Source organism: Catenulispora acidiphila DSM 44928, from assembly GCF_000024025.1.
GTDB lineage: Bacteria > Actinomycetota > Actinomycetes > Streptomycetales > Catenulisporaceae > Catenulispora > Catenulispora acidiphila.
This window is the reverse complement of record NC_013131.1, coordinates 456843-471790: the sequence shown is the minus strand read 5'-3', so window position 1 is coordinate 471790 and position 14948 is coordinate 456843. Positions and strand designations below refer to the sequence as shown.

The following is a 14948-nucleotide window of genomic DNA, read 5'->3' as shown; positions in this document are numbered from 1 at the left end:
CCAAGGCCTCAGACACAGGAGACGGACCCCACGATGACCACCGTTGACCTCGCCGCCGCCACCCAGACCACGGACAAGCACGCCTGCCTCGGGCACCCTGAGGGCACCAGCCGCCGGACGGCCCTGCTCGGCATCGCGGTGGCGGCCGGCGCCGTGTGCGCGGGCTGCTCGTCCTCGAAAAGCAGCAGCGCCTCGACGAGCCCTTCGACGTCCGCCGCCGCCGGGAGCACCTCGGCGGCCGACAGCAGCAGTTCCTCCTCCGCCGCGGGTTCCAGCACCGGGACCGCTTCGTCCTCCGCTTCGTCCTCCGGGTCCTCCGGCGCGGCCGGGGCCCTCGCAGCCACCTCGGCCGTCCCGGTCGGCGGCGGCACCGTCCTCACCGACCAGAAGATCGTCCTGACCCAGCCGACCGCCGGCACCTTCAAGGCCTTCACCGCGGTCTGCACCCACCAGGGGTGCGTGGTCGGCTCGGTCGCCAACGGCCTGATCGTCTGCCCCTGCCACGGCAGCGCGTACCACATCGCCGACGGCTCGGTGGCCAACGGCCCGGCGCCCACGGCGCTCGCCGAGATCGCGATCAAGGTGTCCGGCGGGGAGATCACGCAGGCCTGACGGCCGCGGATCCGAAGACGTCCTGCTACTCCGGTGGGGGGTAGCAGGACTTTCATTCGGCCGCGACCGCGACCGCGGCACTAGCCGGCGGGCGGCGCGGGATAGTCGGACAGCGGGTCCACACCCATGGTGTGGATCACGTTCCCCAGGCCCATGTCCACGATCTTCTGACGGACTTCGGTCACGGTGTAGGGGTTCGGGATGTGCATGTGCAACGCGGAATCGCCGGCAGCGACGTAGCCGTCCGGGAAGACCGAATGGCCTTGGCCGTCGGTGTGGAGGTTGGGCTCGAGCGTCGAACCGTCCGCACCGTACACCGGACCGACGCCGCTGATCTCCAAGCGGTACCAGACGCCGTCGGCGGTCACCCCGGTCACGTCGATGCTGCCGGAGTCCTCGTGCGCGATACGCCCAGAAGTCCCGTCGTCCAGCGGCAGGTCACCGCCCTGCGGCTTGGCCTTCACCCCCGGTGATGTGGTGGTGTAGATGATCGAGCCCTCGCCGTTCGCAGTGCGGAAGGCGAAGGTCCCAGCGAGGTAGACCGTCTTCGCCGAGTTCTTGGCGCTCTGCTGATACGCCTGCGTGAAGCCGGGAGCCGTGCCGCCGTCGGGTGTCTGGACCAGCGGTGCGCTCCAGGCCGGCTGGTTGAAGTCGACGAAGGGGTTCAAGACCACGACGGCGTCGGGCAGCAGAGCGCGGATCGTTTGCAGGGATTGGATGCAGTAGTTCCGCTCCGCCGGCGAGGACAGCTGCGCCTTGGAGTCCATGACCGGTCCGTTCACCTTCGCGCACTCCTGTTGCGGCGTGCCGGGGTGGTCGAACAGACCGGGGATGCCGAGGGTGCTCTTGTGCGACAACCGCACAGGCGGGGCGGCCGACGTCGAGCTCCGACTGATGCCCGGCGACACGATAGGGGATCCGTTGGTACCGCTGCGGCCGTGATCGGCCACTGCGTAGGCGCCGACGCTCACCGCCAACACCGCCACCGCGGCGCCGCCGGCCATCATCCGTCCGCGCCGCCGGCCCTGTTCGGCTGCGGTGACGGCGTCGGGGACCAGGTCGAGCAACGGCGGCTCGTCGGTCAGGGTGTCGTCCAGCAGGGCTCGAAGACGCCCGGGGTTCTCAGTCATGCTCGGCCATCCACTTCCCACACCGGACGCACCCCGGCGTGCACATGCGCGCGACGAGGCCCGCCCCCGTCGCCCTCGTCGAACAGCGAGTCGCCGAGGATCTCCCGCAGCTTGGCCAACGACCGCGAGGCCTGGCTCTTCACATTCCCGGTCGAGCACCCGAGCGCCTCAGCGGTCGCCTCGATGCTCAGGTCCTCCCAGAACCGGAGAACCACGACCGCCCGCCCGCGCGGCGGAAGCTGGGCCAGCGCGGCGAGCAGCGCCATCCGCAGCTCGGGCTCCCCCGACTCCTCAGCCGAACCCGGCACACGCTCGGAGGCGCGCGCGTACTCCACAGCGCGTGCCTGCTGCCGCAGCACCTTCTTGCGCTGACTAAGATAGGCGCGGACGACGACGCGATGCGCGTAGGCGTCGATGGAGTCCGCCCGCCGCGCCCGGCTCCACGCCCGGCACAGGTTCATCAGCGCGATCTGGGTGACGTCCTGCGCGTCATGCCAGTTCCCGCACAACAGGAACGCCATCCGCCGCATGTGCGCTTGGCGCGCCTGCGCGAACTCGGTGAACTCCGGCACACGATCTCCCCTTCCCGTGTCTTGCTGTCGAGAGGGTATGAGGGAGCCGCGTCGGGATGGGTTGCACGGCGCGCCGCCTTACGGCTACACCCGAAAAAGCAGTTCGTGGCGGCGCGGCAAAGCCGCACCACCACGAACCATCTCCTCAACCGCGCGGCCGGGCGCCCCTGACGCCCGGCCGCGCGGCGGTACTCAGCCGGTGAAGGCGGCCAGGCCGTTCGGCGTGCCCCAGCCGGTCGGGCCGTCGAAGCCGGTGCCGGCGGTGCACAGGTACTTCGGCGTGCAGGTCGCCGTCTTGCCGGTGGTGACGTCGTTCAGCGCGGAGGTGTGGCTGTAGATGTTCGCGGCCGGGACGGACGCCTTCGGGGTGCCGGCGTCGGCGTAGACGGCGGCGATCAGCGGGGAGGCGACGGAGGTGCCGCCGTAGACTGCCCAGCCGCTGCCACCGTAGGTCTGGTAGACCGCGACGCCGGTGGCCGGGTCGGCGACCGCGGAGACGTCCGCGACGGTGCGCTTGCTGCAGCCGGTGTCCTTCTGCCAGGTGGGCTTCGGCTCGTACGCCGAGCAGCCGGAGCCGGCGCCCTCGGTGGAGTTGGTGGACCACACCGACTCGCTCCAGCCGCGCGCCGAGCTGTCCTTCTTCAGCGCGGTGCCGCCGACGGCGGTGACGTAGGGCGAGGCCGCCGGGTACTCCACGCCGTAGCCGCCGTCGCCGGAGGAGGCGGTGATGGCGACGCCGGAGTGCTGGAAGTACTTGGTGTCATAGCCGGTGTCGGCGCTGGACTCGCCGCCGCCGTAGCTGTTGGAGACGAACTTCGCGCCGAGTTTCACCGCCTCGTTGACCGCGGTGCCGAGGTTGGCCATCGAGGCGGTCTTGGCCTCGACCAGGATGATGTGCGCGTTGGGCGCGACCGCCGAGACCATGTCCAGGTCCAGCGAGATCTCCCCGGCCCAGCCGGTGTTGTTCGCCGGCAGGGTGCTGGTGCCGGTCTGGCTGACCTGCTTGAAGCAGCCGGAGGCCACGGTGCACGCCGGCAGGCCGAACTGGCTGCGGTAGGTGGCCATGTCCGCGGCGGCGTTCGGGTCGTTGTAGGCGTCCACGATCGCGACGGTCTGGCCGGCGCCGCCGTTGGCGGGCAGCTTGTAGGCCGAGCGCAGGTCGGCGGGACCGAAGCCGGAGGGGGTGGCGTTCGGGGTCACGCCGAGTGCCCGGATGTGCTCCGGAACGTTGGTGACGTGCAGCGCGTCGCAAGCGGCCATGCCGGGCGCGGGGGCGTCGCAGGCCCGGGACCACGCGGGTCCGGCGGACTTGGCGGCGGGGGCTCCGGCGGCGTTGGCGGAGGTGGCCACGGCTGCGGCGGTGATACCCAGAACCGCTGCCGCGGCCAGGGATATCGCGGCACGACGGTGGGCCGGGCGCAGGTTGGTACGCAAAGCTACTGCCTCCTGATCGAGGGGTGTGGGGGCTCCCCGTGCGCATGCGCGATCGGCTGGGGACAAAGGTGGGGCCCAGTCCGAACGAGGACGAGAAGGTCGAGGTGGCGCCGCCCCGCGGTGGCAGCGTGATCGAAACTAGTTACAGGTCAGGACGCAGACAAGGGCAGTGGCAAGACTTTACCTATCCATGACCGTGAAGATGCCGAGACGCTCAGTGACCGACAGCGGCCGTTGTCTCGGATACCGAACGTTTTCAAGCTCAATTCAAGGATTTGAAACCGTCCGCGAGAGCCACTGTGAAGCGGCCTATCGGCGCCTCCCCGTCGTTCACCACACTCCCCTCGATCCCCGAAACCACGCTGCGGACGACGCAGCCGGCGGGGCACGAGAGGAGAACACATGAGGCGGATACTCCTGGCCGGCGTGATCACGTCGGCCTTGTCCACCGTCGCCGCGATGGCGATGGTGCAGCCTGCCGAAGCGGCGGTGAGTCCCCAGATCGTCCCCGCGAGCTGTGCCAGCGCCCCAGCCGGGCACGCACACTGCAACGCGGTCCAGCTGGTGCCCAGCGGGGCACGTCCGGCGGCTCCCACGGGCTTTGGACCCAGCGACATCCAGTCCGCCTACAACCTGGGTACCAACCCCGGCAGCGGCCAGACGGTCGCCATCGTGGACGCCTACGACGACCCCAACGCCGAGAGCGACCTGCGGACCTACCGCTCGCAGTGGGGACTGTCGGCGTGCACGACGGCGAACGGCTGCTTCTCGAAGGTGGACCAGAACGGCGGCACCACCTACCCCAGCGGCGACTCCGGATGGGGCGCGGAGATCACGCTGGACCTGGACGCGGTGAGCGCGGCGTGTCCCGGCTGCCACATCCTGCTGGTCGAGGCGACCACCAACGACGACAACGATTTGGGCGCGGCTGTCGACGAAGCGGTGCGGCTCGGCGCGAAGTTCGTGTCCAACAGCTACTCCGACGCCGAGAGCGACTTCACCACCGGCATGGACGCGCACTACAACCACCCCGGCGTGATGATCGCGGCGGCGACCGGCGACAACGGCACGCAGTCCGGCTCCAGCGCGCAGTTCCCGGCCACCTTCCCGAGCGTGGTGGCGGTCGGCGGCACGTCGCTGAGTCAGGCCTCGAACTCGCGCGGCTGGTCCGAATCGGTGTGGAACAAGGGCGGTTCGGGCTGCTCCTCGCTGTTCGCCAAACCCTCCTACCAGCAGAACGTCACGACCAACTGCGCCAAGCGGGCCAGCGCCGACGTCTCGGCCGACGCCAACCCGAACACGGGCCTGGCGATCTATGACAGCTACGGCCAGTCCGGATGGGAGGAGTACGGCGGCACCTCGCTGGCGACTCCGCTGATCTCGGCGATGTGGGCCCAAGCCGGCGCCCCGGCGTCCGGCGACAGCGGCGTGTCCTACCTGTACGCCAACGAGGCGAAGTTCAACGACGTCACCAGCGGCAGCAACGGCTCCTGCGGCACGGTGATCTGCAACGCCGGGACCGGCTGGGACGGCCCGACCGGCGTCGGCACGCCGAACGGCGTCTCCGGCTTCGCCTCGGGCACCACTCCGCCGCCGCCGGCCAACGACTTCTCGGTGTCGGTGAGCCCGGCTTCCGGTTCGGTGAACCCCGGCTCGTCGGCGACGAGCACGGTCGGAACCAAGGTCGCCTCCGGCTCGGCGGTGACGGTGCAGCTGTCCGCCTCGGGTCTGCCCTCCGGCGCCTCCGCGAGCTTCAACCCCGCCTCGGTCACCGCGGGCAGCAGCTCGACGATGACCATCGCCACCTCGGCGTCCACGCCGGCCGGGACGTACTCGGTGACGGTCACCGGGACCGCCGGCAGCACCACGCACACCGCGGCGTACTCGCTCACCGTCAACGGGACCGGCGGGGGCGGAACCGTCACCGTGTCGAACCCGGGCACCCAGCTGTGGTTCGTCGGCTACCAGTCCCAGCCGCTGCAGATCCGGGCCTCGGACAGCAAGAACCTGGCGCTGACGTTCAGCGCCACGGGTCTGCCTCCGGGTCTGGGGATCAGCGCCTCCGGCGTCATCTCCGGAACCCCCACGAGGGCGGGCACCTACCAGGTGACCGTCAAGGCCACGGACTCGGGCGGCGGCTCGGGCTCCACGACGTTTGGATACCAGGTGTACGGCTTCTGATTCTCCGCGAGCTTTTGATGCCACCGAACTGATCTCACCGATGTCCTGATCTCACCGAGCGGGCGGGTCTCCACGGCCGAGCGAAGGCAGGTCGTGGAGGCCCGCTCCCCAATCCCAGCGCAGCCCGACGACACCGGGCGGGACGTCCGTCGCCATCACGTGCGCCTGCCCGGTCGCTCCCACCCACACCTCGCGAACCCCTTGGTCCGGCGCGGTTTCCGTGCGCCGTTCGTAGCGCACGCAGCGCGCCGGGACGGTCGCGGGATCGAACTGGACCCGCAGGACGTACAGCGCCGTCGCGTAGGGGAAGAAGCGCTGATAGAAGTCGGTCTCGGTCGGCGGGGACGGCGACAGACCGGTCAGCTCGTAGTCCACGACAGCGGTCTCCCCGCGGCGCAGGACGCGGTCGAAAAGCAGCTCTGCTGCTACGAAACCGCTGTCCTGCGCGATGCGCACGCGCCCGACGCGGCAGCCGTTCAGCGCTTTCAGGACCGGCGAGGGTGACGGCGGATCGTAGGTGCGGTACAGCACCGTCATGCGGCTCAGGTCGTCGGCCTCGGCACGCAGGACCTGGCAGGTCGTCAGCGACAGCTCGCGACGGTCCGCGCCGAGGCTGTACCGATCGAGGGTGGATACGCGTGTGAGCTCCAGGCGTCCCGCGGGATCAAGGCCCTGGAGTAAGTGGTCGTATTCGCGGTGCGCGTCCCAGGCGTCGACCACGTCCAACCCGGATTCCCTGCGTGCGGCGGTGCGTCCGCGCGGTCGGCGCGGGCCCAACTGCCCGGTCAACGCTCCGGTCGACAGCGCGAGGACTTCCTCCAGCAACTCCACCGCGTGCAGCGATTCCGGCCGCTCCGGACGGCTCATGCCCCGGCGCCAGTAGCTCAGCGTCGCCATCGACACGAAGGCGCCGCGGGCGGCCAGCTCCAGGCGGACCTGTTCCAGCGTCATGCCACTGGCCTCGATCGCCAGATGCAGCGTCGCGGAGAACGGGCCCATGCGGACGGCATGAGCCAGGTCGCGACGCAGCTGTCCCAACCGGGCGGGCTCCATGGATAGCAGTATGGCCCTGATGCGCTAACGCGGTGTAGACGCAGTCACGAGCGCGCCTTGTCCAACCCGAGCCGTTCCTGCTCGGCGTCGATGAGCTGCTTGCGCACCGAGGCGTCGGACAGATCCTTCGCCTCCGGCATCGTTTCGGCGGTCTCGCTGCGGCGAGCGTAGGCGTCGAAGAGTCCTGACTTGGCGTCCAGGATCTCCAGCATCCGCTGGTCGACGCTGTCGGCGACCAGCAGCCGGTGCACCTGGACGCGGCGGATCTGGCCCATGCGGTGCGCCCTGGCGATCGCCTGGGTCTCCAGGGTGGGCTTGACCTGCGGCTCGCACAGGATGACCACCGAGGCCGCCTGCATGTTCAGGCCCACGCCGCCGGCCTGGATCTGGCTGACCAGAACGGCGTGCTTCTTCGCGGCGGTGAAGGCATCGACGAGTTCCTGGCGGTGCTGCGGCTGCATGGAGCCGGTGAGCGGCCCGCTGGCACGGTCGCCGAGGGCTCGGCACACGGTGTCCAGGACGTCGCGGAAGTAGGAGAAGACGACCACTTTCCGGCTGTTGGCCTCGGCTTCGTCGACGATCTCGACCAAGCGGCGCAGTTTCGCCGACGTGGCCGGGTCGCCCGTGGCGTACGCCGCACGCCGCATCGCCATGAAGTTCCGCGCCGCGACCGCATCGCGATACATGGCCTCTTCCTCGGGTCCGAACTCTTCCCACTCCTCGATCTTCACCATTTCGGGGAGCTCGGAGAGCACGTCTTCCTGGTTTCGCCGGAGATAGGCGGGCGCCACGGCTTTGCGGAAGGCTTCGGAGCCGGCGACCGCGTCGATCTCCCCGACCGAGTCGACGAGATCCGGCTGGAGATAGCCGACCAGGTTGCGGAACTCCTCGACGCGGTTCTCCATCGGCGTGCCGGTCAGGAACATGACGCGCTCGACCCGGTCGGTCCAGGCACGCACGGCTCTGGAGCGCATCGTGTTGGGGTTCTTCACATAGTGCGCCTCGTCGACGACGAGCATCGAGATGCGCGTCCGGGGCGGCAGCTCCAGGTTCGGGAGGGCTTCGAAGGTGGTGATGCCGACGCCGCCGCCGGACAGCCACGCCTTCAGGGCGGCTTCCCCCTGCGGGCCGTGCAGCCGATAGGGACGCAGGGAGCTGTGCGCACGCACCTCGCGGAGCCAGTTGATCAGCACACTGGCAGGGACGACGACGAGGAAGTGCTTCGCGCCCTCGGCGCGCAGGTGCGCGAGCGTCGCTATCGCCTCGACGGTCTTGCCACAGCCCATCTCGTCGCCGATGACGACGCGCTTCTGAGCGAGCGCGAAGCGGACGCCGAACGCTTGGTAGGCGCGTAAGGAGACGCGCAGATGCGTCTCGTCGAGCTGCTGCACCCCGATCCGGTCGGCAAGGCTCGTGGGCAGAAAGCCGCGCGCCGCCTCGCCGTTCGCCCGGGCACCCGCGATGCGGCTCAGGGTGCTGAAGTAGTCGGCGGAACGCTTCTCGAAGTCGTTGCGGACGACACTCGGCCGCGGCGGCTTGACCCCCCGCAGCTTCTCGTTCGCCGCCTTGATGCGCTCCAGATCCTGGTTCGTCGCGGGATCGCCGAGCAGCCCCTCCAGCCGATCGACCGCGCCCTGCGCCTCCTCGCGCTTGGCACGCCCGGTGATCACCCGCCGCATCCGACTGCTGAGCGGCTTGGCGGTGTCGGCCAAACTCGTCAGCGCCCCACCGATCCGCTTCGCCGGCTCACGAACCTTCAGCAGCACCCGGTCCGCGGTCTGCACGCGGTACAAGGCGGCGAGCAGCGTAGCGGCATCCGCGACCCGCAGATCCATGTCAGCGGTGACATGCGTACCGGACATGGCGGCATCAGCAATCCGCCGCGCCGCATCCACGGTGCGCTCAGCACCCTTGGTCCCGATCCCCGGCACCTGCTGCAACTGCTCCGGCGTCGCCTCAAGCAGATCAGCGATGGACTTGTACCCGGCCTCTTCCAGCTTCGTGACCGGAAGCCGAGCCCCGGTCACATCTCTGAGCCGCTCAATGGAAATAGACCGCAACCGCCCAAGAACGGCAACAGCGTGCGAGGCCTGATAGGCATCCCGCACAGCCTGATGCCGCCGCTCGTCCCCCTCATGCATCTCACGGATCGCCGTCTCAGCATCCGCAGCAGCATGCAGCACAGACTTCACACCAGACGAGTTGGTGAACGCCTGTCCTCTAGGCATCAGAACCGCCCCCTCTCAGCTGTCGCGGCAGCGGCGTCAGCGTAGCGGTAGGGGGTGTCAATGAGGCGTGCGGGCGTTGACGACGTCCCCCGAACCGCTGTCTGGAAGCGGCTCGGTGAGCAGGACGAACTACGACTTCGTCTGACTCGTCAAGTTATCGATCAGCAGCGTGAGGGCGAAGTCGAAGCGCTGGTGGCCGGTGCCGGAGGTCAGGGCGGCGGCGTGGCGGCGGGTCTGGGGGAAGGTGGCTTCGGGAAGGGAGGTGAGGTGGGCGGTGAGGGCTTCGTGGCTGAGGAGCCAGGGGGTGGTGGGGTCTTTTCGGCGGTGGTGGACCAGGGAGAGTTCGAGGGCGTAGGCGGCTACGTAGAGGGTGATGGCGTCCATGGTCCAGGCGGCGGTCTGGGGGTCGATGCCGGCGGACAGGAGGATGGCGAAGATGCCTTCGCTGACGCGGAGGGTTTCGGGGTTGGCGGAGACGGTGGCCAGGGCGGCTTTGGAGATGCCGGGGTACTTCAGGTACTGGTCGCGGAGTTGGGCGTAGACGTCGCGGAGTTGGTGCTGCCAGGTGGCGGGGTCGGGGTCGGGGAGGGTGATCTCGGAGCAGAGGCGGCCGATGAGGAGGTCGTCGATGTCTGTCTTGGTGGCGATGTGGGCGTACAGGGATGAGGGTCCGGTGCCCAGGACGTTCGTGACGCGGCGGATGGTCAGCGCGTCGTAGCCCTCGGTCGCCACGACCTGGAGTGCGGCGTCGGTGATGCGCTCGAGGGTGATGGGGGTTTTGCGCGGGGCGGGTTCGGCGGGTTCGGCAGGTTCGGCGGGTTCGGCGGCCATGGGGATCACTCTAACTTGACACGAACTTAGTTCGTTGCATAGAACTTAGTTCGTACTCGTTACTGAACTTAGTTCGTTGAAAGGTGAACCGCTGTGACCGTGAAGACCGCCCTCATCACCGGGACCAGCCGCGCCGCCGGACTCGGCTTCGCCGTGGCGCGTGAGCTGGCCGAACAGGGCTTCCACGTGATCCTCACCGCCCGCGACCGCGCCGCCGCCGAACCCCTCGCCGAGCAGCTGCGCCTGGACGGCCACGCCGCCACCGCGCTGCGCCTGGACCTGTCCGACCGCGCCAGCATGGACGCCGTCGCGAAGCACGTCGCCGAGACCTTCGGCCACCTTGACGTGCTGGTCAACAACGCCAGCGGCATGCCTGACTTCCAGGTCTTGTCGGCTCTCGAGGCTGACATGGACACGGTCCGCGCCGCGCTGGAGGTGTCGGTGATCGGTCCGTGGGGGCTGGTCGAGGCGGTGCTGCCGCTGCTGAAGGCCGCTCCGGCAGCGCGGGTCGTGAACGTCTCGAGCTTGTCGGCGCAGCAGATCGCGACGGGCCTGAACCTCGGCGCGCCGCTGCGCTCCCCCGCCTACTCGATGGCGAAGTACATGCTCAATGCCCTGACCTCGGTGCTCGCCCGCGCCCTCGCGGACACGCCGATCCTCGTCAACGCCGTCGACCCCGGCAACACCGCCACGCACCCCGAGCGCGGCGACGACGACTCCGACCGCCCCGCCGCCGAGAGCGCGCGCGACATCGTGCGTGCCGCGACCTTCGGCTCCGACGGTCCCAGCGGAGTCCTTTTCAGCGGCGGGCAACCCGTCGCCTGATCCTCGAAACGAGAACCCCGTGTCCCACCTGCAAACGACCAGCCTCGGCCCGAACGCCGCGCACGACCCGCACGACCCGCACGGCGAGCACGCCCCTCAGCACGCCCGCCGCTGGTGGATCCTCGCGGTAATCTGCCTGGCCCAGCTCATGGACGTCCTGGACGTCACCATCGTCAACATCGCCCTGCCCGACGCCCAGAAGAGCCTCGACTTCTCGGTCGGCGACCGGCAGTGGATCGTCACCGCCTACTCCCTCGCCTTCGGCAGCCTGCTGCTGTTCTCCGGCCGCGTCTCCGACCTCGTCGGACGGCGCCGGATGTTCCTGGTCGGGCTCGTCGCCTTCGCCGCAGCCTCCGCGCTCGGCGGTGCGGCACCGGACTTCGGCGTCCTCGTCACCGCGCGCGCCGTCCAAGGCGCCGCCGGCGCGATGCTCGCTCCCGCCGCGCTCTCCCTGCTGAGCACCACGTTCACCGAGCCCAAGGAGCGCGCCAAGGCGTTCGCCGTGTTCGGCGGCGTCTCCGGCTCCGGCGCCGCGATCGGCATGCTGCTCGGCGGCGTGCTGACCGAGTTCCTGAACTGGCGCTTCACGCTGTACGTGAACGTCGCCATCGCCGTCGTAGCGTTCATCGGCGCCGCCACGCTGATCCAGCGCCGGAACGAAACTCAATCCGAGATCGGCGAGCGCCCGAAGCTCGACCTCCCCGGCACGATCCTCGTCTCCGCCGCACTGTTCGGCATCGTCTATGGCTTCGCCGACGTCGAGTCGCACGCGTGGACCGCGCCGAGCACCTGGGTGTCCCTGACCTCCGGCGTCGTCCTACTCGGCGTCTTCGCCTGGTGGCAAAGACAGGCCGCGAATCCCTTGCTGCCACTGCGGATCGTCCTCGACCGCACCCGCGGCGGCTCGATCCTCGCGATCTTCCTGGGCAGCATCGGCCTGTTCGGCGCCTTCCTGTTCCTCAACTTCTACCTCCAAGGCGTGCTGCACTACTCGCCGCTCATGACCGGCGTCGCGTTCCTGCCGATGGTCGTCACGCTCGTGATCGCCGGAGGCATATGCACCACGCAGCTCTACCCGAGGTTCGGCGCGAAGCTCCCGGTGACCGCCGGCATGCTCATCGCCGCCGCTGCCATGGTCTTGCTCACCGACATCGGTCCGCACAGCACGTACGCGGGCACCGTCCTCGGTCCGCTCCTGGTGTTCGGGCTCGGCATCGGCGCCACGATCGCCCCGGCGATGAGCGCCGGTACCGCCGACGTCGAACCGCGTGACGCGGGCATCGCCTCGGCGACCGTCAACACCGCTCAGCAGATCGGCGGCTCGATCGGCACCGCGCTGTTGAACTCCCTCGCCGCCTCAGCGCTGGGCAGATATCTGGTCGGCAAGGACGCCGCCAGCCATGCCGTGCAGACCGACGCCGCGATCCACAGCTATAGCGTCGCGTTCTGGGCGACCGGCGCGATCTTCGCCGGCGGCGCGGTCGTCTGTGGACTCGTGCTGCGACGTGGTAAGCCATAAATGTGCACGAACTCAAAGCCCTGCTTCGCGAGTACGACCGCGCCCGCGCTTACACCGACGACCTCTGGACGGACCTCACGCCGGACGAGGTGACCTGGCGCCCCCACGAGGAATCCAGCGCCATCGGCTGGCACCTCGGTCACCAGGCGCACGTCGCGCACTTCATGATCCGCAACCTCACCGCCGCCGAGCCCAGCCCGGACCCGGAGTTGGACGAGCTCATGGACTCGGCGAACCCGGAGAAGTTCCGCGGCGCGCTGCCCACAGTCGAACGGCTCACCACGTTCCGCAACACCGTCGCCCAGCGCGTCCACGCACGCATCGGCGCCATCGCCGATGGCCAGGTCGGCGCGCCGAGCCAGATGACGATCGTGGGCAGCTACCTGCTGGTCGCGCTGATCAACCACGAATACCAGCACGACCAGTGGATCGGCGAGGTCCGCGCCCAGAATCTGGGGCACGCACTCCCGGCGGATCCCACCGCGGACGGGCTCCGCCGCGTCGACGGCTACCTCGTCCTCGAGCCGCTCGGCTGAGCGAATCAGGCATCGAAGACCAGCGCGGTCACCGTCGCCGGGTCGTTCTTGTGCCAGATCGGGTACAGCGTGGTCGCCGTCCCCTGGTGGACCTTGCCTGACGTGTCCTCGACCGTGAAGACCACGTCCTCGCCGTACTCGCTGACCTGGCGACTCAGGATCTTGACGCTGTCCGGCTTCACGGTCGAGTTCAGCGACAAGCCTCGGCCGTACGCCTCGGACATGTCGATGTCCATCCCCATGGAGTTGGGGTTGACCACGGCGGTGCCGTCCTTGGCGCGGTTGGGCCAGCCGGGCTGGTCGGGCGCCATCGGGCGGTACTGCATCGCGTGCGTCCAGTCGAGCGCGCCCTGGAGCTGAGCGCTGCCGTGGGCGATCCCGATCGCTTGGGCGAACATGATGCGCAGCGTCTGGTCGGCGGACGGCTTGGCCAGCGGAGGGACCGCGTAGCCGGAGCCGCCCTGGGCTGCGGCGTAAGACGGCGAGGCGGGAGCGTTGACGGTCGAGGACCAGGAGCCGTCGAGCGAAACGCCGATGACGATGGCCAGGACCAGGGAGTTGAAGAGCAGCTGGGGCTTCCAGCGATCCTGCCGTTGCAGGTTCAGGCCCAGAAAGCGCCCGGGCTTGGTGAGCGCCAGGGCAGCGAAACGGTCGGAGAACCAGGTGCGCGTCCGGGTCGGCGCGGGTTCCAGCTCGGCGACCGCTCCGACCGGTTGCCGCACATGGTCGCCGAGCGCCAGCTGGACCAATTGGCCGGCAGCGACTGCGGCGGCGGGGAACATGACCATCTCGTAGCGCATGAAGCCGGAGAAGCCGACGCCTGCGGTAATGACGTAGGTGGCGCCGACCGCGCCGACGAAAACGGCGGTCGCATCCGACTTGAACCGCGCCAGGACCGAGATGCCCGCCGCGATGAACAGCGCGTACAGCATCCGGTCGTTGTGCCACATGTAGGTGCAGGCTTCTTCGGTGACGATCCTCAGGTAGTGGACGAACTCCCGGAAGATACCCCAGTACGAGGTCTCACCGTGGCCGATGACACCGGCGGTGTTGGCCGGCGCGAGCGTCATCGACAGGACCTGGAACAGGAAGGTGGTCGCCGCCGTCACGATCAGCGAGCCCAACCAGCGGTTGCGCCACTGACGTTCGCGCACCAGCAGCCACAGCCACCCGGCGCCGGCCATCGCCGGAGCGAGCACCCCGACCTGCCGCGTCAACGCGATGAAGATCGACGCCGCGCCGATCCAGACCAGGTTCGCCTTGCCGATCCGGCGCTCGATCGGCAGATTCAGGACAAGGACTGCGGCCAGCCCCAGCGCGAGGGTGTCGGTACCTGCCCACGTGAATCCGTTGACCGGGACTGTGAGACTGAAGCCGCCCGCGACGATGACCGCGATCGCCGGACCGTAGAGCCGCTGCAACAGCCGGGCCGTCGCCCACAAGAACAGGACCGTGCCGAGTACCGGAACCGCCATCGAGCCGCCGGACAGACCCCACATCCAGATGAACGGCACGGACAGCACCGGATACAGCAGCCTGGTGCGCACCATCTGCCAGGTGGGGTCGTTGTCGGCGAAGTACCACGGCGACAGGTGGTTGTCCGGCTGGACCCGCAGCTCGGCGTGGATCGAATGCGACCACGAGTAGCCGACGTCGCGCGCCATCATCGCCACGTAATAGCGGCTGTCCGGCGGATGGTTCCAGCCCTGGCGGCTGGTCAGCTGCATCCCGAGCCCGGCCAGGATGACCGGCAGGATCAGCAGCAGCACGCCGAGGCGCACGCCGAAGACGTCCCTGCGCAAGAGGGAGGAGGCAAAGTCCGGAGCCGAGCGGCGCGACCTGCGGCTGGGTTTGAGCTCCCCGACCGATTCCGCCGCGTCGGGGACCGCTGTGCCAGCGCTCATCAACCACTCCTGATCCACGACCGTCGATGAGGCCGGCACAGGACTGCCGTCTCATCCACACTGACGACGCCAGGGTGTGTTTTGGTTGTAAGGAGCGGCGGAGTTTCTTGCCTCGGCGGTCGG

12 protein-coding genes are annotated in these 14948 nt (G+C 69.2%); 5 read left to right on the top strand and 7 right to left on the bottom strand.

All coding sequences use genetic code 11. The features are described from left to right. Positions 1–33: 33 nt before the first annotated feature. The gene (locus CACI_RS53410) at positions 34–612 is read left to right on the top strand and encodes a Rieske (2Fe-2S) protein (protein WP_012784668.1); all 579 of its coding nucleotides are present in this window, start codon (positions 34–36) and stop codon (positions 610–612) included. Positions 613–692: 80 nt separating this feature from the next. Here the strand turns inward: CACI_RS53410 and CACI_RS02085 are convergent, their stop codons facing one another. The 3 genes from CACI_RS02085 to CACI_RS02075 all read right to left on the bottom strand — a co-directional run bounded on the left by CACI_RS02085 (position 693) and on the right by CACI_RS02075 (position 3748). Further along, complete coding sequence (locus CACI_RS02085; RefSeq protein ID WP_012784667.1) at positions 693–1742, bottom strand: hypothetical protein; 1050 nt, start codon at positions 1740–1742, stop codon at positions 693–695. After that, complete coding sequence (locus CACI_RS02080; RefSeq protein ID WP_012784666.1) at positions 1739–2314, bottom strand: SigE family RNA polymerase sigma factor; 576 nt, start codon at positions 2312–2314, stop codon at positions 1739–1741. The genes CACI_RS02085 and CACI_RS02080 overlap by 4 nt, the downstream gene beginning before the upstream one ends. 192 nt (positions 2315–2506) lie before the next feature. Beyond that, positions 2507–3748 (bottom strand): S53 family peptidase, encoded by a 1242-nt coding sequence (locus CACI_RS02075; protein WP_012784665.1) that lies wholly within the window; start codon positions 3746–3748, stop codon positions 2507–2509. A gap of 402 nt (positions 3749–4150) precedes the next feature. Between CACI_RS02075 and CACI_RS02070 the strand changes: the two genes are divergently transcribed. Continuing rightward, on the top strand, positions 4151–5929 hold the full coding sequence (locus CACI_RS02070; protein WP_012784664.1) for a S53 family peptidase: 1779 nt from the start codon (positions 4151–4153) through the stop codon (positions 5927–5929). A gap of 51 nt (positions 5930–5980) precedes the next feature. Here the strand turns inward: CACI_RS02070 and CACI_RS02065 are convergent, their stop codons facing one another. The 3 genes from CACI_RS02065 to CACI_RS02055 all read right to left on the bottom strand — a co-directional run bounded on the left by CACI_RS02065 (position 5981) and on the right by CACI_RS02055 (position 10041). Further along, positions 5981–6982 (bottom strand): hypothetical protein, encoded by a 1002-nt coding sequence (locus CACI_RS02065; protein WP_012784663.1) that lies wholly within the window; start codon positions 6980–6982, stop codon positions 5981–5983. 44 nt (positions 6983–7026) lie between these two features. After that, a complete protein-coding gene (locus tag CACI_RS02060) occupies positions 7027–9210 on the bottom strand; it encodes a DEAD/DEAH box helicase (RefSeq protein ID WP_012784662.1) in 2184 nt (727 codons plus the stop codon). A 129-nt stretch (positions 9211–9339) separates the two neighbouring features. Beyond that, positions 9340–10041 carry a TetR/AcrR family transcriptional regulator gene (locus CACI_RS02055; protein WP_012784661.1) on the bottom strand — a complete coding sequence of 234 codons (702 nt, stop codon included), beginning with the start codon at positions 10039–10041 and terminating at the stop codon, positions 9340–9342. 93 nt (positions 10042–10134) lie between these two features. Between CACI_RS02055 and CACI_RS02050 the strand changes: the two genes are divergently transcribed. Genes CACI_RS02050 through CACI_RS02040 form a run of 3 tightly spaced genes read left to right on the top strand, consistent with a single transcriptional unit; the run spans position 10135 to position 12921 of the window. Beyond that, positions 10135–10866 (top strand): SDR family NAD(P)-dependent oxidoreductase, encoded by a 732-nt coding sequence (locus tag CACI_RS02050; RefSeq protein WP_012784660.1) that lies wholly within the window; start codon positions 10135–10137, stop codon positions 10864–10866. A 19-nt stretch (positions 10867–10885) separates the two neighbouring features. Beyond that, entirely contained in the window at positions 10886–12385 is a 1500-nt protein-coding gene (locus CACI_RS02045) for an MFS transporter (protein WP_012784659.1), read from the top strand. 2 nt (positions 12386–12387) lie between these two features. Beyond that, the gene (locus CACI_RS02040; RefSeq protein ID WP_012784658.1) at positions 12388–12921 is read left to right on the top strand and encodes a DinB family protein; all 534 of its coding nucleotides are present in this window, start codon (positions 12388–12390) and stop codon (positions 12919–12921) included. A 5-nt stretch (positions 12922–12926) separates the two neighbouring features. Here CACI_RS02040 and CACI_RS02035 read toward each other — a convergent pair whose 3' ends face one another. Continuing rightward, positions 12927–14825 carry a hypothetical protein gene (locus CACI_RS02035; RefSeq protein ID WP_012784657.1) on the bottom strand — a complete coding sequence of 633 codons (1899 nt, stop codon included), beginning with the start codon at positions 14823–14825 and terminating at the stop codon, positions 12927–12929. Between the last annotated feature and the right edge of the window lie 123 nt (positions 14826–14948).

Coding starts and splice junctions, on each gene's coding strand:
- CACI_RS02085 (WP_012784667.1), bottom strand. CDS start 1,742: ATGACTGAGAACCCCGGGCGTCTTCGAGCCCTGCTGGACGACACCCTG.
- CACI_RS02065 (WP_012784663.1), bottom strand. CDS start 6,982: ATGGAGCCCGCCCGGTTGGGACAGCTGCGTCGCGACCTGGCTCATGCC.
- CACI_RS02060 (WP_012784662.1), bottom strand. CDS start 9,210: ATGCCTAGAGGACAGGCGTTCACCAACTCGTCTGGTGTGAAGTCTGTG.
- CACI_RS02070 (WP_012784664.1), top strand. CDS start 4,151: ATGAGGCGGATACTCCTGGCCGGCGTGATCACGTCGGCCTTGTCCACC.
- CACI_RS53410 (WP_012784668.1), top strand. CDS start 34: ATGACCACCGTTGACCTCGCCGCCGCCACCCAGACCACGGACAAGCAC.
- CACI_RS02055 (WP_012784661.1), bottom strand. CDS start 10,041: ATGGCCGCCGAACCCGCCGAACCTGCCGAACCCGCCGAACCCGCCCCG.
- CACI_RS02035 (WP_012784657.1), bottom strand. CDS start 14,825: ATGAGCGCTGGCACAGCGGTCCCCGACGCGGCGGAATCGGTCGGGGAG.